The organism is Staphylococcus sp. HMSC070D05 (assembly GCF_001815595.1).
GTDB classification, from domain to species: domain Bacteria; phylum Bacillota; class Bacilli; order Staphylococcales; family Staphylococcaceae; genus Staphylococcus; species Staphylococcus hominis.
Window position 1 is genome coordinate 4741 of record NZ_KV821100.1, and the last position, 19514, is coordinate 24254.

23 protein-coding genes are annotated in these 19514 nt (G+C 33.1%); 16 read left to right on the forward strand and 7 right to left on the reverse strand.

Annotated features, from left to right (window positions below; all coding sequences use genetic code 11):
- From HMPREF3046_RS03200 to HMPREF3046_RS03225, 6 genes are all read left to right on the forward strand, one after another.
- Positions 1-446: orotidine 5'-phosphate decarboxylase / HUMPS family protein (locus HMPREF3046_RS03200; RefSeq protein WP_070597411.1), on the forward strand; the 446-nt coding region annotated here is incomplete at its 5' end.
- 1 nt (position 447) lies between these two features.
- A complete protein-coding gene (gene hxlB / locus HMPREF3046_RS03205; protein WP_002488041.1) occupies positions 448-996 on the forward strand; it encodes a 6-phospho-3-hexuloisomerase in 549 nt (182 codons plus the stop codon).
- A gap of 119 nt (positions 997-1115) precedes the next feature.
- Positions 1116-2498: an AMP-binding protein gene (locus HMPREF3046_RS03210; RefSeq protein ID WP_070716403.1), complete on the forward strand. Its 1383-nt coding sequence runs from the start codon at positions 1116-1118 to the stop codon at positions 2496-2498.
- Positions 2498-3643: a thiolase family protein gene (locus tag HMPREF3046_RS03215; RefSeq protein WP_070716445.1), complete on the forward strand. Its 1146-nt coding sequence runs from the start codon at positions 2498-2500 to the stop codon at positions 3641-3643. Before HMPREF3046_RS03210 ends, HMPREF3046_RS03215 begins: the two co-directional genes overlap by 1 nt.
- Positions 3612-3992: a hypothetical protein gene (locus tag HMPREF3046_RS03220; protein ID WP_002455705.1), complete on the forward strand. Its 381-nt coding sequence runs from the start codon at positions 3612-3614 to the stop codon at positions 3990-3992. Before HMPREF3046_RS03215 ends, HMPREF3046_RS03220 begins: the two co-directional genes overlap by 32 nt.
- Positions 3982-4260, forward strand: a complete 279-nt coding sequence (locus HMPREF3046_RS03225) for a hypothetical protein (protein WP_064207247.1) — start codon at positions 3982-3984, stop codon at positions 4258-4260. Before HMPREF3046_RS03220 ends, HMPREF3046_RS03225 begins: the two co-directional genes overlap by 11 nt.
- Before the next feature lie 268 nt (positions 4261-4528).
- On the opposite strand, the gene vraX is transcribed toward HMPREF3046_RS03225, so the two are convergent.
- Together vraX and thiD are read right to left on the reverse strand one after the other, a co-directional pair.
- Positions 4529-4717, reverse strand: a complete 189-nt coding sequence (gene vraX / locus HMPREF3046_RS03230; protein WP_064207248.1) for a C1q-binding complement inhibitor VraX — start codon at positions 4715-4717, stop codon at positions 4529-4531.
- A gap of 651 nt (positions 4718-5368) precedes the next feature.
- Positions 5369-6199 carry a bifunctional hydroxymethylpyrimidine kinase/phosphomethylpyrimidine kinase gene (gene thiD / locus HMPREF3046_RS03235; RefSeq protein ID WP_070716406.1) on the reverse strand — a complete coding sequence of 277 codons (831 nt, stop codon included), beginning with the start codon at positions 6197-6199 and terminating at the stop codon, positions 5369-5371.
- A 141-nt stretch (positions 6200-6340) separates the two neighbouring features.
- On the opposite strand from thiD, the gene HMPREF3046_RS03240 reads away from it, so the two are divergent.
- The 4 genes from HMPREF3046_RS03240 (at position 6341) to HMPREF3046_RS03255 (ending at position 9293) form a co-directional block, all read left to right on the forward strand.
- Entirely contained in the window at positions 6341-7000 is a 660-nt protein-coding gene (locus tag HMPREF3046_RS03240) for a uracil-DNA glycosylase (RefSeq protein WP_070716408.1), read from the forward strand.
- Positions 7001-7351 (forward strand): DUF5327 family protein, encoded by a 351-nt coding sequence (locus tag HMPREF3046_RS03245; RefSeq protein ID WP_070716410.1) that lies wholly within the window; start codon positions 7001-7003, stop codon positions 7349-7351.
- Positions 7352-7384: 33 nt separating this feature from the next.
- Positions 7385-7753: a DUF423 domain-containing protein gene (locus HMPREF3046_RS03250; protein ID WP_093514938.1), complete on the forward strand. Its 369-nt coding sequence runs from the start codon at positions 7385-7387 to the stop codon at positions 7751-7753.
- 70 nt (positions 7754-7823) lie between these two features.
- Positions 7824-9293: an APC family permease gene (locus HMPREF3046_RS03255; RefSeq protein WP_070716412.1), complete on the forward strand. Its 1470-nt coding sequence runs from the start codon at positions 7824-7826 to the stop codon at positions 9291-9293.
- 56 nt (positions 9294-9349) lie between these two features.
- Here HMPREF3046_RS03255 and HMPREF3046_RS03260 read toward each other — a convergent pair whose 3' ends face one another.
- The 3 genes from HMPREF3046_RS03260 to hemQ all read right to left on the reverse strand — a co-directional run bounded on the left by HMPREF3046_RS03260 (position 9350) and on the right by hemQ (position 11768).
- Positions 9350-9802 carry a threonine/serine exporter family protein gene (locus HMPREF3046_RS03260; protein WP_064207253.1) on the reverse strand — a complete coding sequence of 151 codons (453 nt, stop codon included), beginning with the start codon at positions 9800-9802 and terminating at the stop codon, positions 9350-9352.
- 12 nt (positions 9803-9814) lie between these two features.
- The gene (locus HMPREF3046_RS03265; protein ID WP_064207256.1) at positions 9815-10582 is read right to left on the reverse strand and encodes a threonine/serine exporter family protein; all 768 of its coding nucleotides are present in this window, start codon (positions 10580-10582) and stop codon (positions 9815-9817) included.
- Between the two features lie 436 nt (positions 10583-11018).
- A complete protein-coding gene (hemQ, locus tag HMPREF3046_RS03270) occupies positions 11019-11768 on the reverse strand; it encodes a hydrogen peroxide-dependent heme synthase (RefSeq protein ID WP_002455697.1) in 750 nt (249 codons plus the stop codon).
- A gap of 170 nt (positions 11769-11938) precedes the next feature.
- Here hemQ and pta point away from each other — a divergent pair, with 170 nt between their 5' ends.
- The 6 genes from pta to HMPREF3046_RS03300 all read left to right on the forward strand — a co-directional run bounded on the left by pta (position 11939) and on the right by HMPREF3046_RS03300 (position 17686).
- Positions 11939-12928 carry a phosphate acetyltransferase gene (pta, locus tag HMPREF3046_RS03275; RefSeq protein WP_070716415.1) on the forward strand — a complete coding sequence of 330 codons (990 nt, stop codon included), beginning with the start codon at positions 11939-11941 and terminating at the stop codon, positions 12926-12928.
- Positions 12928-13764, forward strand: coding sequence for a lipoate--protein ligase family protein (locus tag HMPREF3046_RS03280; RefSeq protein ID WP_064206925.1), 837 nt, complete (start codon positions 12928-12930; stop codon positions 13762-13764). The genes pta and HMPREF3046_RS03280 overlap by 1 nt, the downstream gene beginning before the upstream one ends.
- A 403-nt stretch (positions 13765-14167) precedes the next feature.
- Positions 14168-15091, forward strand: a complete 924-nt coding sequence (gene mvk, locus HMPREF3046_RS03285) for a mevalonate kinase (RefSeq protein WP_070716417.1) — start codon at positions 14168-14170, stop codon at positions 15089-15091.
- 4 nt (positions 15092-15095) lie between these two features.
- On the forward strand, positions 15096-16079 hold the full coding sequence (gene mvaD / locus HMPREF3046_RS03290) for a diphosphomevalonate decarboxylase (protein ID WP_070716419.1): 984 nt from the start codon (positions 15096-15098) through the stop codon (positions 16077-16079).
- A gap of 12 nt (positions 16080-16091) precedes the next feature.
- The gene (locus tag HMPREF3046_RS03295) at positions 16092-17168 is read left to right on the forward strand and encodes a phosphomevalonate kinase (protein ID WP_070716422.1); all 1077 of its coding nucleotides are present in this window, start codon (positions 16092-16094) and stop codon (positions 17166-17168) included.
- A 176-nt stretch (positions 17169-17344) separates the two neighbouring features.
- On the forward strand, positions 17345-17686 hold the full coding sequence (locus tag HMPREF3046_RS03300) for a YuzB family protein (RefSeq protein WP_070716448.1): 342 nt from the start codon (positions 17345-17347) through the stop codon (positions 17684-17686).
- Positions 17687-17747: 61 nt separating this feature from the next.
- Here the strand turns inward: HMPREF3046_RS03300 and merA are convergent, their stop codons facing one another.
- Both merA and hypR read right to left on the reverse strand, forming a co-directional pair.
- Entirely contained in the window at positions 17748-19070 is a 1323-nt protein-coding gene (merA, locus tag HMPREF3046_RS03305; RefSeq protein WP_070716424.1) for a hypothiocyanous acid reductase MerA, read from the reverse strand.
- Entirely contained in the window at positions 19057-19497 is a 441-nt protein-coding gene (hypR, locus tag HMPREF3046_RS03310; protein ID WP_064206983.1) for a redox-sensitive transcriptional regulator HypR, read from the reverse strand. Before hypR ends, merA begins: the two co-directional genes overlap by 14 nt.
- Positions 19498-19514: the final 17 nt, after the last annotated feature.

Consider the following 19514-nt stretch of genomic DNA (forward strand, 5'->3'; position numbering starts at 1 on the left):
TGGATGCAGCAGACTATGAAGTAAGCCAAGCTATTAAATTTGGTGCAGATGTTGTGACTATCTTAGGTGTTGCAGAAGATGCTTCAATTAAAGGTGCGGTTGAAGAAGCACACAAACATGGTAAACAATTGTTAGTTGATATGATTGCTGTACAAGATTTAGAAAAACGTGCGAAAGAATTAGATGAAATGGGCGCTGATTATATCGCTGTTCATACTGGTTATGATTTACAAGCTGAAGGACAATCTCCATTAGAAAGCTTACGTACAGTTAAATCAGTCATTAAAAATTCTAAAGTAGCCGTAGCTGGTGGTATTAAACCTGAAACAATTAAAGAAATTGTAGCAGAAGAACCTGATTTAGTTATTGTTGGTGGCGGTATTGCTAATGCAGATGATCCTGTAGAAGCAGCTAAACAATGTCGTGAAGCGATTGAAGGTAAATAAAATGCCAACTTTTAACAATTATCATTTAATTCTTGAAGAAATAGATAACACGTTATCACATCTAGAGGATAATGATTATGGACGTTTTGCAAATGAAGTTGTTGGCGCATCTCGTATCTTTACAGCTGGTAAAGGTCGCTCTGGATATGTTGCTAATAGCTTTGCAATGCGTTTGAATCAACTAGGAAAAGATGCATCTGCAATAGGTGAAGCAACAACGCCATCTATTAAAGAGCATGATTTATTAATTATTATTTCCGGTTCTGGATCAACAGAGCACCTAAGATTATTAGCTGAAAAGGCACATTCAGTTGGTGCTAAAATTGCTTTAATAACAACTAAAAAAGAATCTAAAATTGGCGATGTCGCTGATACAGTGATTGCTTTACCTGCAGGAACGAAACATGAAGCAGAAGGCTCTGAACAGCCGTTAGGTAGTCTATTTGAACAATCTTCACTCATCTTTTTAGATAGTGTCGTGATTGGATTAATGGATGCCTTTAATATTAATGAAGAAGCAATGCAAGACAATCATGCTAATTTAGAATAAAAATCATCACTCAAATATATTATCGTTCAGATAAATATATTTGAGTGATTTTTTTATGTGTTATTTTTCATATAATGTTAATATAATAATTAATCTAGTTAACATTTAGAGAGGGTCATATGTTAGAAATACTAAATAAATTAAATCACTATTCAATAGAACAACCAGATATGATTGCGCTATCGTTCGAAGAAGATGTATTAACCTATCAACAACTTTATACAGCAATACAGCAATTAAAATCAGTCTTCATGCATTTACCAAAAGTGTCCCGAGTAGGATTGTTAAGCAAAAGTCCTTTACATAATATGTTGAATTATTTTGCAATATTAGAGCAAGGAAGTATTCCTTGTTTTCTAGATGATCAATGGTCTGAAGTAACAATTCAACAACTAATTGAAACGTATCATATTGACTATCTTGTTGATGAACAGCATAGACTAATAAAGACAAAGTCTTCTGAAACATATCCTCCATATTTAAATGAGCAATCACAAGTCCATCAACTATTGCATATTGGTTTTACCTCTGGAACAACAGGCTTACCTAAAGCATATTATCGAAATGAACCATCTTGGATTGCGTCATACAAAGAAAATGAAAAGCTACTTCGTCATAAAGAAAACATACTTGTAGCACCGGGACCACTTGCGCATTCATTGTCTTTATACACTTGTATTTATGCGTTATATACAGGGAGAACATTTATTGGACAAACCCGTTTTAATGCGACTAAGCTCATTAACAAAATGAAACAACAAACTACAAATAGCGCATTATTTCTCGTTCCAACAATGCTACATGCAATAACAAAAATAAATCACGATAACTTACATTTAACGACTATTTTAAGTAGTGGAGCGAAACTCTCTTCTTCGTTGTTTAAGCGTATAGCCGAAACATTTCAGCATGCTAATATTATTGAATTTTTTGGAACGTCAGAAGCAAGTTTTATTAGTTATAACATTAACCGTAAAGCTTCTGTTGATTCAGTGGGATACATATTTCAAAATGTAACGATTGGTTTAGAGGAAAAAGACAAGAATCATATAGGATTATTAAATGTAAAAAGTAATATGATATTCTCTGGATATGTAAATCAATCTGTCGTATTACCTGAAACATGGATTAAAACAGGCGATTACGCTTATATTAAAGATAATCAATTATATTTAGTGAGTCGTCAAAATGAACGATTAATTATTGGAGGTAAAAATGTTTATCCTCAAGTTATTGAACAAATGATAAAAAATATTGATGGAGTAGAAGAAGCAATTGTTATAGGAGAACCGCATCCACGTTTTGGTGAAATAGCTGTTTTACTATATACAGGATCGATAGAACTTGAGTACCAAACTGTGCGACAACATATTATGAAAGTTCTATCACGCTATGATGTACCTTCCAAATTTATAAAAGTAGACAGTATGCAATATACCCAAAGTGGCAAAGTTGCTCGAAATAAAATGCGTACTGCCTATGTAAAAGGAGACTTTAAATGATGAATCAACCGGTCATTATATGGGCGAAGCGTACACCTTTTGGCAAATATGGTGGGAAATTGAAACATTTAGAACCTGAAACATTACTCATGTCCTTATTTGAAGAAATGAATTCAACTTTTCCTAAAATAATACCTGATATAGATGATGTAGTGATTGGAAATATCGTCGGTAATGGTGGAAATATTGCTCGTAAAGCCTTATTAGAAGCAGGTCTAGCTGAGAGTATTCCAGGTGTTACAATAGACCGTCAATGTGGGTCAGGGTTAGAAAGTATTATATATGCATGTCGAATGATTCAAGCTGGTGCAGGTCATATTTATATAGCTGGAGGAGTAGAAAGCACGAGTCGTGCTCCTTGGAAGATTAAACGCCCTCAATCCGTTTATGATACACAATTACCAGAATTTTATGAGCGTGCCTCTTTTGCACCAAAAGGTCAAGACCCGAGTATGATAGAGGCGGCTGAAAATGTTGCGCAATATTATCATATTACACGTAAACAACAAGATGCCTTTGCGATACGTAGTCATCATCTCACACATCAATATTATGAGAATGGAAGTATAAGTAATGAAATCGTACCTTTAAATATCAAAGGTCATTTATTTGATAAAGATGAAAGTATTAAGCCAACACTTACTGAACAACGATTAAATCGATTACGTCCTTTACTAGCTAATGGGACAGTAACGGTTGGAAATAGTTGTATGAAAAATGATGGTGCTGCGCTTGCACTCGTTATGAATCAAGAAACGGCAATAAAATACGGAATATCAGAGGGAATGATGTTTACTGATGCAGTGACAATAGGTGTCAATCCGAAACGACTAGGTATTGGACCAGTGCCTACCGTAACAGAATTACTTAAAAAACAAAATTTAAAAATAAGTGACATTGATACAATAGAACTTAATGAGGCATTTAGTTCACAAGTTTTAGCTTCAATTCAAGAGTTAAAATTAAATATTAATCAAGTCAATCAGTGGGGTGGAGCCATTGCGTCTGGTCATCCTTATAGCGCAAGTGGCGTAGCGTTAATCACTAGGTTATTAAATATGACACATTGGAAGCGGGGAGTTGCTACGATGGGGATTGGAGGAGGAATGGGAAATGCTATACTCTTCGAACGATGGGGCTTATGAGAAAATAGAAATAGATTTTAATGAGCAAGAAGTAAGAGAGTATTGCGAAGTAGTTGAAAGAACGTATAAAGGCGTAGTGCCTCCACTCATGTGTGCAAACGTTTGGCCAAAGTTTAAGTTGTTCCAAAAGTTTCAACAAGAAAATATTCTTCTTGTGCGAACAACATGTGAAGAATTTGAATCATTAAAATGTAGGCTAAAATATGAGGCGTACTTAACACATAAAAGTACGAAAAAGTTTAAAACATATATCCAATATATCTACGATTTAAAAATATATAAAGATAATAGACAATGTATATTTATTAGGCAAACATTTATAAAAAAGGAGGTAAATGATGAGGTTTAGTCATGATAAAGTGAGTCATTACCTTCGCCTGGTTAATGATAAAAATGAGCTTCATTCAACCATTGTCCCTGGTCAACTGGTAGTGGATTGTGTATTAGCGTATTTTCAAATAGAGTGGACACAATTTAACGTTAAGTATAGAAAGGCTATAGATATAGATGAAGAAGTTATCTTAAAAAAAGTGAGTCATAATGAAATAAACGTCTTTGGTTTAAATGATGAAGAAAAAATAGTTATTACTAAAAAAAGTAATCATACTGATTTATAATTATTCATTTAACCGTTGATAATCCACCATAGGTGTTAAAAAAGAAACAATATTATAAAAATATAGCGTTAATGTTAGTATAACTTAAAGTTCCTCTCCAAGTTTCCAAAAGGGGACAATTTTGGACTAACATTAACGCTATTTTATTAGGGTGAGCTTTTGAATCATTAATGACTTTTTAAAGTTTTGAGTATTAGGGACATTTTAACTTTAAAAAAAGATTTTGAAATATTTATCTGTGTTCGATCTCAATTAGGAAAAATACTTTTTAAGTTTTGAAATGTGATGAATAACTTAATTTCATGTTATCAACGTCATTTTCTAGTAGAGAGAGCAATGGATAAATGTCATTTTTACTAAACGTTTCATCGAATTTTACTGTAATCGTCTTGAAGGTCTTTGTAATAATTTCGTATATTGGGATACCGTTTTCTATATTTTGCTTGTAGATAATCATGTTGTTAATTCCTCCTTTGTCTCTCTACACTTAATATAGTAATGGATTTTATTATAAAAAACATGAGTCTATGGTACTAACTTTTACTGCAACGGATTGTGTAGAGCATACTACGACTAAATACCTAGAAGATAATGATGATATAAGAAAAGCTTTTAATCCTAGTGTGACCAAACTATCATACACAAGATTAAAAGCTTTAGAAGTACTTATATTTCTTTAAAAATACAACATAGACAATAGCTGATTGAATTGAAAGTGCGCTGATTAGCTTCTTTCAACTCTAATGCTGGGGCCCCAACAAAGAGACTTTCAAAAAGAAAGTCAACGATTAACGTGAGTTGGGGTGTCGGGGAAGGACAGTGACGTCTAATTAAGGATTACAAAAGACTAGTGTCTTTTGCATAAGAAGTACTAGCATTTTTTTCAAAAATGCAGTACAGACAGTAGCTGATTGAATTGAAAGTGCGCTGATTAGCTTCTTTCAACTCTAATGCTGGGGCCCCAACAAAGAGACTTTCAAAAAGAAAGTCAACGATTAACGTGAGTTGGGGTGTCGGGGAAGGACAGTGACGTCTAATTAAGGATTACAAAAGACTAGTGTCTTTTGCATAAGAAGTACTAGCATTTTTTCAAAAATGCAGTACTTCTTTAAACTTCTTTGACGTCGACGTCGATGTGTTCTACGCGGTTGTATGCGCCGTGATCAACTGGGCCTACAAAGTCGTTCATTTTCCAACCGTTTTTAATTGCTGATGCCACAAATGCTTTAGCGCTAATAACAGCTTCTTTAGGTGATTGACCATTTGCCAAGTAAGCTGTTGTAGCTGCTGCAAATGTACAACCTGCACCGTGGTTATAACTTTGTTGGAACATATCAGTTGTTAATTGATAATATGCTTGACCATCATAATATAAGTCATAAGATTTATCTTGATCTAATGCTTTACCACCTTTAATGATAATATGTTGAGCACCTTGATCATAAATGATTTTTGCAGCTTTTTTCATATCTTCAATTGATGTTAATTTACCTAATCCAGATAATTGACCAGCTTCAAATAAATTAGGTGTTACAACTGTTGCTTTAGGTAATAAATATTTAATCATTGCATCTGTATTTCCTGGGTTAAGTACTTCGTCTTCTCCTTTACATACCATAACTGGGTCTACTACGAAATATTTTGCACCTGATTGTTCAAATGCTTCGCCAGCACGTTTAATGATTTCTTCGGTTCCAAGCATACCTGTTTTAACAGCATCTGGACCGATTGAAATGACTGTTTCTAATTGTTTTTCGAATACATCCATTGGAAGTGGCGTCACATCGTGGGACCAAGTTTCTTTGTCCATTGTTACAACAGCTGTTAAAGCCACCATACCGTAAGTGTTTAGTTCTTGAAATGTTTTAAGGTCGGCTTGCATACCTGCTCCAGCGCTTGTATCCGAACCGGCAATTGTTAATACTTTTTTTAATGCCATGTATGATCACTCCTGTCAATTATTTACATCTTTATTTATCATATCATGTAACTCAACTATTGTTCTAGCATGAAGATAGTAAGGCGATTTATATCACGTTTCTGAGGGGTCCTATGTTAAAATAGAAATGAGGTGAAAACGATGGAATGGTCAGACATTTTTCATGACATTACAACAAAACATGATTTTAAAGCAATGCATGATTTTTTAGAAAAAGAATATACGACACAAATCGTCTATCCAGATAGAGAAAATATTTATCAAGCTTTTGATTTAACACCATTTGAAGATATTAAAGTTGTTATTTTGGGTCAAGATCCATATCATGGACCTAACCAAGCACATGGGTTAGCATTTTCAGTTCAACCTAATGCTAAATTTCCACCATCTTTAAGAAATATGTATCAAGAATTAGAAGATGATATGGGTTGTCATAGAACTTCTCCACATCTACAGGACTGGGCGCGTGAAGGTGTTCTGTTATTAAATACTGTATTAACGGTACGTAAAGGTGAAGCGCATTCCCATAAGGACATTGGATGGGAAATATTTACAGATGAAGTCATTAAGGCTATTTCAGATTATCGCGAAGATGTTGTCTTTATCTTATGGGGAAAACCTGCGCAGCAAAAAATAAAATTAATTGATACAACAAAACATCATATCATTAAATCTGTTCATCCAAGTCCATTATCTGCTTATCGAGGCTTCTTTGGGTCTAAACCTTATTCTCGTACAAATGATTATTTAAAATCTAAAGGTAAAACACCTATACAATGGTGCGAAAGTGGGGAATCTTAATTGAACAGAGAACAATTAATTCAACTTATAGAACAAGAATTAGTGCAGGCAGATGAAGCTCAAGATGAACAGCAGTTTGAAAAGCATATGTATGCGATTCATACTTTAACATCTTTTTATTCCGATGTTTCAAAACGATCTTCTAAAAAACCAAAACATGATTTTACTAATAGTGTAGCTACTGAACCTTCGTTTTCAAATAAGGCTTCAAATCATTCAACGATTACTGCTGCAGAAATTGAAGCGATGGGTGGTAAAGTTCCACAAACAATGAAGCATCAAACTAGATCGTCTAATATGATGGTGACGGATGATGAAATTGGAAATGGTGAATCAATATTTGATTTTTAATTAAAAATAAGTTAGGAGAACTAAAATATTATGATGAAAGTATTTATAATTTTAGGTGCATTGTGTACAATGATGGCTGTTGGTACGGGCGCATTTGGTGCACATGGACTTGAAGGAAAACTCTCTGATAAATATATGTCAGTATGGGAAAAAGCAGTGAATTATCAAATGTATCATGGTTTAGGATTAATTATGATTGGCATCATTAGTGGTACAACTTCTATTAATGTAAATTGGGCAGGATGGCTTCTGTTCTTTGGTATTGTTCTATTTAGTGGCTCATTATATATTCTTGCATTGACTCAAATTCGTATTTTAGGAGCGATTACACCAATAGGGGGCATACTCTTTATTGTGGGATGGTTAATGTTAATTATTGCAACATTTAAATTTTCTGGATAATCATATTTTATATTTTGGTTAGTAAACTCACCTTTTTGGGTATGTTAAATACTCGAGGTGAGTTTATTTTATGAATGATAAAAATCGAGAGATAGATAGAGGAGATTTAAAGCAAAACCTCTCTGAAAAATTTGTTTGGGCGATTGCTTATGGCTCGTGTATAGGATGGGGGGCATTTATACTGCCTGGTGATTGGATTAAACAATCAGGTCCGATTGCTTCGGCAATTGGTATTGTTATCGGTGCTTTACTAATGATATTAATTGCTGTAAGTTATGGTGCACTAGTCGAACGTTTTCCTGTGTCAGGCGGTGCATTCGCATTTAGTTATTTAAGTTTTGGAAGATATGTGAGTTTCTTTTCATCATGGTTCTTAACGTTCGGTTATGTTTGTGTAGTAGCGTTAAATGCGACAGCATTTAGCTTATTAATTAAGTTTTTACTGCCAAACATCTTGAATAATGGAAGATTATATACGATTGCTGGATGGGATGTTTACATAACAGAAATAGTTATTGCTACGGTATTATTACTAGTATTTATGTTTATTGCAATTCGTGGTGCAACTGTTTCTGGTACACTCCAATATTATTTTTGTGTAGCAATGGTCATTGTTGTTGTACTTATGTTTGTAGGTTCATTTTTCGGAAATAACTTTTCGTTAAGCAACTTACAACCTTTAGCAAGTAAAGATCTTGGATGGTTTAATTCCATCATTATGATTGTAGCTATTGCACCATGGGCTTATGTGGGATTTGATAATATTCCACAAACAGCAGAAGAGTTTAATTTCTCGCCAAATAAAACGTTCAAACTGATTGTATATAGTTTATTAGCGGCTGCTTTAACTTATGTCATTATGATTTTATACACAGGATGGTTGGGTACGAATAATGCGAATTTTAACGGAAATTTATGGTTAACAGGCGCTGAAACACAAACTGCTTTTGGTTATATTGGTTTAGGCGTATTAGCGATTGCTATTATTATGGGGATTTTTACTGGATTAAATGGATTCTTAATGAGTTCAAGTCGATTACTATTCTCAATGGGACGTGCTGGTATCATGCCTAAAGCGTTTAGTAAACTACATCCAAAATATAAAACACCATATGTAGCTATTATCTTTTTAGTAGCTATTACTTTAATTGCGCCATGGTTAGGACGTACCGCATTGACATGGATTGTTGATATGTCTTCAACAGGTGTATCGATTGCTTATTTTATTACTTGTTTATCTGCTACTAAGCTATTTAGTTACAATAAACAGAGTAACACGTATGGTCCTATTTATAAGACCTTTGCTATTGTAGGTTCTATTGTTTCATTTATCTTTTTACTTTTATTATTAGTCCCTGGATCACCAGCTTCACTTTCAATGCCTTCATATATTGCATTGGGTAGTTGGTTAGTGATTGGTCTTATTTTCTTTGTAGTTCGATACCCTAAATTAAAAAATATAAATAATGACGAATTAAGTCGTCTGATTTTAAATCAATCAGAACAAGAAGTTAAAGAAATGATAAAAGATAAAAATTAATATATGTAAACGCGAGAGATGAGGATGAATTACCAACAGTCTCTCGCGTTTTATTTTTATATACGTTTACGTCGTCGAGCGAAACCAGAAACGATGATTTTTGAAATTTGGTCTGCGAATAATAATCCTAATGCAATCGCACCAGCGATAAGTGTTACTTCGAGCATTGTGTTGATTGCTTTACCAAATTGTAATAAGACTAGATTTTTAGTTGCATCAAAAGCAAGTCCACCAGGAACTAATGGAATAATACCAGTAACCATGAAAATGATGGCAGGTTCACGTTTTTTACGAGCCATGTAATGACTGATTAAACCCAATGTAAAGCTACCGAAGAAACTTGAATAAATCGTATGTATATTCAAACCTTGGTAGAATAAAATATATACCATCCATCCACAAGCTCCAACCAAACCACACGATAAATACAGCTTTCTAGGAGCGTCAAAGATGACACAGAAAAAGAGAGAAGCTGTATAACTAAATATAAAATTAAATAACCAAAACATTTATGCGTACTCCTAAACTAATATTAATATCGAACCTACACCGGCACCTATACCAAATGCGGTGACAAGTGCTTCTAAAGACTTAGTGGTAAACATCATCATATGACCCCCAAATAAATCTTGTATAGCATTCGTAATCAGTACTCCAGGTACAATAGGCATGACTGCAGCAATAATAATAGTAGCTAAATCACCACTTGGCGCTAACCAATTACCGAATACTGCGATAATACCAATAACTAAGGATCCGACGAATTCTGGAATAAATTGTGCGTGTAATCGGCGATCCAAGATTTCAACAACCAGATACCCAATACTACCTGCAAGTAGAGCAGTAATCACATCGATAAATTGGCCACCTTGCAAATATAGGAAACTAATTGCAATAATGGCAGCAGCAATCCCCTTAAATGTTAAGCTACTATCTCGTTTTGCAATATATATTTTTTCTAATCGCTCTTTTGCATCTTCTAAAGAGATATCCCCTTTTGTGATTAATCGTGATATTTCATTTGCTTGTGAAATTTTAATGAGATTAGTATCACGGGAATTAATTCTAAATATTCGTGGGTAAGATTCGTTATGTAAAGTAAATTGAATGACTGTATTTGTAACGAAACTATTGCTTTCAGGATATCCTAGTTTTCGAGCAATACGAGTCATTGTATCTTCTACACGTGTTCCTTCAGCACCAGATTCAAGTAATATACGTCCAGCCATCATGACGACGTCTTTGATTAAAGTTTCATCTATATGTTCTTGCTTATTTATATTTTCCATTTCATCACCATTCGTTAAGATGTAATCATTATTATAGTAGAAGTACATGAAAATAACTACCTTACATTATAAAACTTAACAATTATATTATGATGACCATTCAATTGTATCTCAATAGTAGGTAAATATGTTTTAATGAAAATAAAATTTAATGTAAAAAACAATTGGTTTATAACAATAATGTTTCAGAACATTACAATTCGGTTAAATAATAATAGTTAACAAATCAAAATTGTGCTGGGTAGCGACAGCACTTTTGCGATTTGTTAATGTTCAGAGTAGTAATGAAGTTCTCCCAAACCGTACTACTTGAAGTACACTTTGTAAAAAGTGTACTTTATTTCGGAAACTAATTGTCTTATATAAATATATTAATTTATTGAAAAATGGAGCAAAGACTGGCATTTACTATGCTAGTCTTTGCTCCATTTATATATTAAATTGCAAAAAATTGATCGAAATGATCAGTAGTTAAAATATGCCCGATATAGAAACTACCAAAGTCGCCATAACGAGCAGTCGTTTCATCAAAACGCATTTCATAAACAATTTTCTTGAATTGTAGAACATCATCTGAGAATAATGTGACGCCCCATTCAAAATCATCAAAACCTACTGAACCAGTAATGAATTGTTTAATTTTACCAGCGAATTTGCGTCCAATCATCCCATGGTTATACATTAGTTTTTTACGATCTTCCATTGGTAACATATACCAGTTATATGTTTCATTACGACGTTTATCCATTGGATAGAAACAAATATATTCTGTTCTAGGCAATTCTGGATATAATCTTGCTTTAATATGTGGATTTTCATAAGGATCTTCGTCTGATTTACCGGCTAAATAGTTACCTAACTCAATAACAGATACATATGAATAAGTTTGAATGAAGAAATCAGCAATTCTTAATTTATTTAATTCATTTTCAATTTCATTCAATTCTTTCATTTCTGGACGTAAATACCATAATAAAATATCTGCTTTTTGACCTGTAATATTATATAAAGCATAATCTCCAGCTTGTTTTTCTCTGGCAGTTGCTTTATTTTCGATAAATACTTTAAATTCATTAATCATTGCTTCGCGCTCATCTTCTGGCACCAATCTAAAAGTTGCCCAATCGACAGCGTAAAATAAATGAAGGCTATACCAACCATCTAATGTTTCAGCTGCTTCACTCATATCTATCGCTCCTTTAAATATATTTTCTATCAATACAGATTAAATTTTATCATAAAGAGAATTGTCACACATACTTAAAAGATTACAAATTAATGAAATAGAAATATTAAAAGAAATAAAGTATAATTAAGATGAAAATATTATTATTTAAAGAATTTAAGGAGGGCATTATGTCTAGTTTATTAGATGTATTACAAGAAAAACTTTCAGGAAAAAACGTTAGAATTGTATTACCGGAAGGTGAAGATGAACGAGTATTAACAGCGGCTACAAAGTTACAAGCAACTGACTATGTTACACCTTTAGTATTAGGTAATGAAGAAAAAGTAAATACTTTAGCTCAAGATAAAGGATTAGATATCTCTAATATTCAAATTATCGATCCTTCTAAAAGTGATTTGAAACCTGAATTAGTCAAATCTTTCGTAGAACGTCGTAAAGGTAAAGCTACTGAAGAACAAGCTCAAGAATTATTAAACAATGTTAACTATTTCGGAACAATGTTAGTATACGCTGGTCATGCTGATGGATTAGTAAGTGGTGCTGCACATTCAACTGGAGATACTGTCCGTCCTGCCTTACAAATTATTAAAACAAAACCTGGCGTATCTAGAACATCTGGTATCTTCTTTATGATTAAAGAAGATAAACAATATATATTTGGTGATTGTGCTATCAATCCAACATTAGAATCTTCTGATTTAGCAGAAATTGCCGTAGAAAGTGCAAAATCAGCAAAAAGTTTTGGTATGGATCCACGTGTTGCTATGTTAAGTTTCTCAACTAAAGGTTCAGCTAAATCAGATGATGTAGAAAAAGTGGCTAACGCAGTAAAATTAGCACAAGAAAAAGTGGAATCTGAAGGTTTAGATAATGTAGTGGTTGATGGAGAATTTCAATTTGATGCTGCGATTGTACCTTCAGTTGCAGAGAAAAAAGCACCTGGAGCAAAAATTCAAGGTGACGCAAATGTATTTGTATTCCCAAGTTTAGAAGCAGGTAATATTGGATACAAAATTGCACAACGTTTAGGTGGATTTGAAGCGATTGGTCCAGTTTTACAAGGTCTTAATTCACCTGTAAATGATTTATCTCGTGGTTGCTCTACTGAAGACGTTTATAACTTATCAATTATTACTGCTGCTCAAACATTACAATAATGGATTTAGCGAGTAAGTATTTTAATGGCATTCATTGGCGCTATATAGACCATTCTTCAGGTTTAGCGCCGATGCAGTCATTTGCATTTGATGACACGTTTTCAGAAAGTGTAGGAAAAGATATATCTTGTAACGTTGTAAGAACATGGATTCACCAACACACTGTCATTTTAGGTATACATGATTCACGTTTACCATTTTTAAAAGACGGTATTCAATACTTAACTGACGAAATTGGTTATAATGCAATCGTTAGAAATTCTGGTGGTCTTGGGGTTGTATTGGACCAAGGTGTTTTAAATATTTCGCTTATTTTTAAAGGACAAACTGAGACAACAATTGATGAAGCATTCACAGTTATGTATTTACTTATTTGTAAAATGTTCGAAAATGAAAATGTAGAGATAGATACTAAAGAAATAGAGCATTCATATTGTCCTGGAAGATTTGATCTAAGTATTGATGGGAAAAAATTTGCTGGTATTTCACAACGACGTGTACGTGGAGGCATTGCAGTTCAAATTTATTTATGTGTTGAAGGTTCTGGTGAAGAAAGAGCTGAAATGATGCATGAATTTTATAAACGTGCCTTGAAAGGTGAAGTTACGAAATTTAAATATCCGGATATTAAACCAGAATGTATGGCATCTTTGGAAACATTACTTCATCGGGACATTAAAGTTCAAGATGTGATGTTCCAATTACTTTATGCGATTAAAGACTTAGGTGGCCAGCTAAATATGGATCCAATTACAGAGGATGAGTGGCAACGTTATGAAGGGTATTTCGATAAAATGATTGAACGTAATGAGAAAATGAATCGTTCCTTAGATTAAAATAAGATAAAAGGGAGTAAGAAAAATTCTAAGTGAATTTTAGCTTACTCCCTTTTTAGCATGCAATAATACAATTAAAGTATATATTTATCTTCGAAAATATAAAAATTGCTACATTCTTATTATTTTTTATAGTAATATAGATGAGGTGGATTCATTTAAGAACGATAATTTAACCGTAATTATGTTGATTATAACATTTTTTAGGATATAAATATTTTAAAGTTTTGAACTATTTTTGACAAAGTTTTATACTATGTATTGATTAACACAAATGTAAGATTTGAAGTAAATGAGTATAAACCTATGTGTGAAATAGACAAATGTATAAATACGTTCAATTTTAAAACAACATCAATGAATGTTGAAATTATTTTAGAAAGAATATTAAAGGTGAGATATCATGGTACGACGTGGCTATGGGGAATCTAACGGAAAAATTATATTGATTGGTGAGCATGCTGTAACTTTTGGCCAGCCAGCAATCGCTATTCCATTTACTTCAGGAAAAGTAAAAGTGCTTATTGAAAGCTTAGAAAAAGGTAATTATTCAGCAATTCAGAGTGATGTTTATGATGGTCCTTTATACGATGCACCTGATCATTTAAAATCACTTATTACACATTTTGTAGAAACCAAACATGTTGATGAACCATTGTTAATTAAAATTCAAGCTAATTTACCACCTTCTCGAGGTTTAGGTTCAAGTGCAGCAGTAGCAGTAGCTTTTATAAGAGCAAGTTATGATTATTTAGAATTACCGCTATCTGATAAAGAATTACTAGAAAATGCAGACTGGGCTGAACGCATTGCTCATGGTAAACCAAGTGGTATTGATACAAAAACAATTGTAACGAATCAACCCGTTTGGTATCAAAAAGGAGAAGTTGAAATTTTAAAGTCCCTTGATTTAGATGGCTATATGGTTGTTATTGATACAGGAGTTAAAGGCTCTACAAAACAAGCAGTTGAAGATGTACACCGTTTATGTGATAACGATGAATCATATATGAACGTCATTGAACATATTGGCGCTCTTGTTTATTTAGCTAGTGATGCAATTAACCATCATAGCTTTGATCAACTTGCTAATATATTTAATCAATGTCAAGACGATTTAAGAACATTGACAGTCAGTCACGATAAAATCGAAACATTACTCGAAATTGGAAGACAACATGGTGCAGTAGCTGGTAAATTAACTGGTGGTGGACGAGGAGGTAGCATGTTAATTCTAACTAAAGAAGAAGTGACTGCCAAAAATATTGTTGCAGCAGCCGAAAAAGCTGGAGCACAACATACTTGGATTGAAAAGTTAGGAGGATAAATCTTTGAAAAAAAGTGGTAAAGCATGCGCCCATACGAATATTGCTCTAATAAAATATTGGGGAAAAGCAGATGAAAATCTAATTATTCCTATGAATAATAGTTTATCAGTGACATTAGAGCGTTTCTATACAGAAACACGTGTAACGTTTGATGATTCATTAACTGAAGATCAACTTATTTTAAATAAAGAAGCTGTTAATGCTAAAGAAAGTGCTAAAATTCAACGTTATATGGATATGGTTCGAAAAGAAGTTGGTATTTCAACGTATGCACTAATAGAAAGTGATAATTTTGTGCCTACTGCTGCCGGTTTAGCTTCTTCAGCTAGTGCATATGCAGCTTTAGCTGGTGCTTGCAATGAAGCGCTTGATTTAAACCTATCAGATAAAGATTTATCTCGTCTTGCTCGTCGTGGTTCTGGATCAGCATCAAGAAGTATTTATGGTGGTTTTGCTGAATGGGAAAAAGGTTATGATGATAAAACGTCTTACGCCCATCAAATTGAGTCAGATGGCTTCGAGAATGACTTAGCTATGATTTTTGTAGTTATTAACAATAAATCAAAGAAAGTATCAAGTCGTTCAGGTATGTCTTTAACTCGTGATACCTCACGTTTCTATCAATACTGGTTAGATCATGTAGAGGAAGATTTAAAAGTCACAAAACAAGCGATTGCCCAAAAAGATTTTAAACGAATGGGTGAAGTGATTGAGGCAAACGGTTTGAGAATGCACGCAACAAATTTAGGTGCACAGCCACCATTTACATATCTTGTGCCGGAAAGCTATGAAGCCATGAGAATTGTACATGAATGTAGAGAAGCAGGATTGCCTTGTTATTTTACTATGGATGCAGGACCAAATGTAAAAGTTCTAATAGAAAAGAAACATCAACAAGCGATTGTGAATCAATTTTTAGAAGTATTTAATAAAGATCAAATTATAACTAGTGATATTACACACGCAGGAGTCGAAATAATTAAGTAGGGAAGAGATATAATGATTCAGGCAAAAGCGCCAGGAAAACTTTATATAGCGGGCGAATATGCTGTAACCGAGCCGGGATATAAATCAGTGTTAATTGCAGTAGATCGTTTTGTCACGGCTGCTATTGAAGCTTCAAATGAAATCACAGGTACCATTCATTCTAAAACATTACACTATGAACCTGTCACATTTAATCGTAATGAAGATAAAATAGAAATATCAGATGTACATGCAGCTCATCAACTCAAATATGTAGTTACTGCTATTGAAGTGTTTGAGCAGTATGCGAAAAGTTGTAATATAAAATTAAAACATTTCCATCTTACTATTGATAGTAATCTTGCAGATGCATCAGGGCAAAAGTATGGTTTAGGTTCTAGTGCTGCGGTTTTAGTATCTGTGATTAAGGTTCTAAATGAATTTTATGAAATGGAGTTATCAAATCTTTATATTTATAAGCTTGCGGTTATCTCAAATATGAGATTGCAAAGTTTAAGTTCATGTGGAGATATTGCTGTTAGTGTTTATAGTGGTTGGCTTGCCTATAGTACGTTTGATCACGAATGGGTAAAACAACAAATGAAAGAAACATCTGTAGAAGAAGTATTAGAAAAAAACTGGCCTGGTCTTCATATAGAACCTTTACAAGCGCCTGAAAATATGGAAGTCCTCATAGGATGGACCGGTTCTCCTGCTTCGTCTCCTCATTTAGTAAGCGAAGTCAAGCGTTTAAAATCTGACCCTATTTTTTATGGTGAGTTTCTTGATCAATCAAATACATGTGTTGAAAATTTAATCTATGCGTTTAAAACGAATAATATAAAAGGTGTACAAAAAATGATTCGTCAAAATCGTAGTATAATTCAGCAAATGGATAAAGAAGCGACGGTTGATATTGAAACAAAAAAATTAAAATTATTATGTGATATTGGTGAACGTTTTGGCGGTGCAGCAAAAACTTCTGGAGCTGGTGGAGGAGATTGTGGCATTACAATTATAGATAATAGAGTTGATAAGCACTCTATTTATGAAGTGTGGGAAAAAGAAGGGATTAAACCTTTGAAATTTAAAATATATCACGGTCAATGATACTACTATTATGATAAAGCGAGACATTCTATTAAGAAAACATATGTCTTGCTTTTTATTTATATCAAATCTTTTTTAGTGCTTGAATTTTTAATTAAAAAGAGTAAAATAATTAGAGTTATAATAAATGAATGGAAGTTAATATGGGAGAAAATAATGTAAAGGTGGGTAGCGAAGTGAAGAATAAATTTTTGATTTGTGACGAATGTCAGGCAGTTAACTTAAAATCATTAAAGAAAAAATTAGAAAAATTAGATCCTGATGCTGAAATTGAAATAGGCTGTCAGTCATACTGTGGTCCAGGTCGTCGTAAGACATTTGCTTTTGTTAATAATCGCCCACTTGCTGCATTGACTGAAGATGAACTTATGGAAAAAGTGACTGTACAATTAAAAAAACCACGTGATCCGGAAGAAGAAGAACGTTTGAGAAAACGTAATGAAGAACGTAAGCGTCGTAAAGAAGAACAAGATAGAAAATTAAAAGAAAAATTAGCAAAGCGTAAAGCAAGTAAATAATCTAAATCGAGGATAAAGAAGCTCGTAAACTCATTAAAAAATGGGTTTACGAGCTTTTTTATTAAATATTAAATAAGTCATTAAATGATTCAGCTATTGTTGGATGAGTATAAATATTATCGCGTAATACTTGATAAGGAATATGTTGATCAATAGCAAGTTTAATTAAATTAATAATTTCTTCAGAACCTTTACCATATAAAGTAGCACCTAATATTTCATTATTATCTTTGTTGATTACAACTTTGAAAAGACCGCGACCATCGTTATTAATTTTGTGTTTTGGTAAAGTATTAATAAATAAAGTGTTTTCAACGTAATTATAATTTAATTTTTGTGCTTCTGAAGCGGTGATACCAACACGAGAAAGTGGTGGGTCGATAAATACTGTATAAGGGATAATACCACGATTTTCAGTGTGTCGTGAACGGTCACCGAATAATTCAGATTTCAAGATTCTAAAGTCATCTAAAGAAATATAAGTGAATTGTAATCCACCTTTTACATCTCCGGCAGCATAAATATGTGATACAGAGGTTTGTAAATGGTTGTTTACTTTTATTTCTCCGTGAGTGCCTAGCTCAATATCTGTATTGTCTAAAGCTAAATCTGTATTTGGTACACGTCCTGTAGCAAGTAAGATTGCGTCACCAGTAAAGTTCCCTTTTGAAGTTTCAACTGTTGTCAAATCACCTTCATTTTTTAATGCTTTTGTTTCAATATTAGTAATTAAACGTACGCCTTTATCTTTAAAATCATTAATCATGTGTGTGACTATTTCTTGATCCTCTCTGGCCATAAATTGCTTATTATATTCTAGTACAGTTACGTTTGTACCAAAGCTTTGAAACATTGAGGCAAATTCTAATGCAATATATCCTCCACCAATAATCACTAATTCTTTAGGTTGATAAGAAATATTTAATAGTCCTTTTGAATCATATACATTTTGTGCTGAGTCTATACCTTCAATATTTGGAATATTAGATTTTGCACCTGTATTAATTAAAATTTTATCTGCGGTCAGTGTTTGAACTAACTTACCATTTTCATCAATTAATTCGACTTCTGTATTAGATTTAAATTGTGCTTTAAAGTTTAACAAGGTAATATTTTCATCATTTTCTAAGTTTAAATAGTTTTTTTGATTTAATGCTTTGACTACTTCTTTTTTTCTTGAAAAGGCAGTTGAAAAATCGACATGTTTAATACCATCATTAACAAGCACTTTAGATGGAATACAGCCATGGTTTATGCATGTACCGCCATAGCTTTCTGTAAATTGTTCAATTAAAGCAACCTGTTGTCCTTGTGATGATGCATATTTGGCAAGTGTTTTTCCAGCTTTACCAAAACCAATAACGATTAAATTATAATGTGTCATATGTTGTATCCTCCTGAAGTGTATCATTAATTACATCATTAATTGTGAGGGTATCATAAAAATTTAAAATAACACGATGTTCCTTTTGATTATAGTGTGACATGGTCTTTGCTATGTTTCTTGATATTTCACAATCGCTCTGCTCATGACCTGTGAAAATACGCTGTTGGCTATCTTTTTCAAGCACAAATATACGATATAGTACTGATAGCTTAATACTAGCAGTTGAATAATTTGCACTATATCCGCCATTTTTACCACGGGAAGTATGAATAAACTGATATTGATTTAAAACCGTAGTCACTCTGCGTAATTGAACTGGATTGAGGCAGGTTAATTTTGCTAAAGTTTGACTACTGAATTGTTGGTTGTCGTGTTTTACTAAAAAGCTAAGTACGTGAACGGCAATGTTAAATTCTAAATTCAAATGATTCACCTCCTAAA

Coding starts and splice junctions, on each gene's coding strand:
- hxlB (WP_002488041.1), top strand. CDS start 448: ATGCCAACTTTTAACAATTATCATTTAATTCTTGAAGAAATAGATAAC.
- HMPREF3046_RS03210 (WP_070716403.1), top strand. CDS start 1,116: ATGTTAGAAATACTAAATAAATTAAATCACTATTCAATAGAACAACCA.
- HMPREF3046_RS03215 (WP_070716445.1), top strand. CDS start 2,498: ATGAATCAACCGGTCATTATATGGGCGAAGCGTACACCTTTTGGCAAA.
- HMPREF3046_RS03220 (WP_002455705.1), top strand. CDS start 3,612: ATGCTATACTCTTCGAACGATGGGGCTTATGAGAAAATAGAAATAGAT.
- HMPREF3046_RS03225 (WP_064207247.1), top strand. CDS start 3,982: ATGAGGTTTAGTCATGATAAAGTGAGTCATTACCTTCGCCTGGTTAAT.
- vraX (WP_064207248.1), bottom strand. CDS start 4,717: ATGATTATCTACAAGCAAAATATAGAAAACGGTATCCCAATATACGAA.
- thiD (WP_070716406.1), bottom strand. CDS start 6,199: ATGGCATTAAAAAAAGTATTAACAATTGCCGGTTCGGATACAAGCGCT.
- HMPREF3046_RS03240 (WP_070716408.1), top strand. CDS start 6,341: ATGGAATGGTCAGACATTTTTCATGACATTACAACAAAACATGATTTT.
- HMPREF3046_RS03250 (WP_093514938.1), top strand. CDS start 7,385: ATGAAAGTATTTATAATTTTAGGTGCATTGTGTACAATGATGGCTGTT.
- HMPREF3046_RS03255 (WP_070716412.1), top strand. CDS start 7,824: ATGAATGATAAAAATCGAGAGATAGATAGAGGAGATTTAAAGCAAAAC.
- HMPREF3046_RS03260 (WP_064207253.1), bottom strand. CDS start 9,802: ATGTTTTGGTTATTTAATTTTATATTTAGTTATACAGCTTCTCTCTTT.
- HMPREF3046_RS03265 (WP_064207256.1), bottom strand. CDS start 10,582: ATGGAAAATATAAATAAGCAAGAACATATAGATGAAACTTTAATCAAA.
- hemQ (WP_002455697.1), bottom strand. CDS start 11,768: ATGAGTGAAGCAGCTGAAACATTAGATGGTTGGTATAGCCTTCATTTA.
- pta (WP_070716415.1), top strand. CDS start 11,939: ATGTCTAGTTTATTAGATGTATTACAAGAAAAACTTTCAGGAAAAAAC.
- HMPREF3046_RS03280 (WP_064206925.1), top strand. CDS start 12,928: ATGGATTTAGCGAGTAAGTATTTTAATGGCATTCATTGGCGCTATATA.
- mvk (WP_070716417.1), top strand. CDS start 14,168: ATGGTACGACGTGGCTATGGGGAATCTAACGGAAAAATTATATTGATT.
- HMPREF3046_RS03295 (WP_070716422.1), top strand. CDS start 16,092: ATGATTCAGGCAAAAGCGCCAGGAAAACTTTATATAGCGGGCGAATAT.
- merA (WP_070716424.1), bottom strand. CDS start 19,070: ATGACACATTATAATTTAATCGTTATTGGTTTTGGTAAAGCTGGAAAA.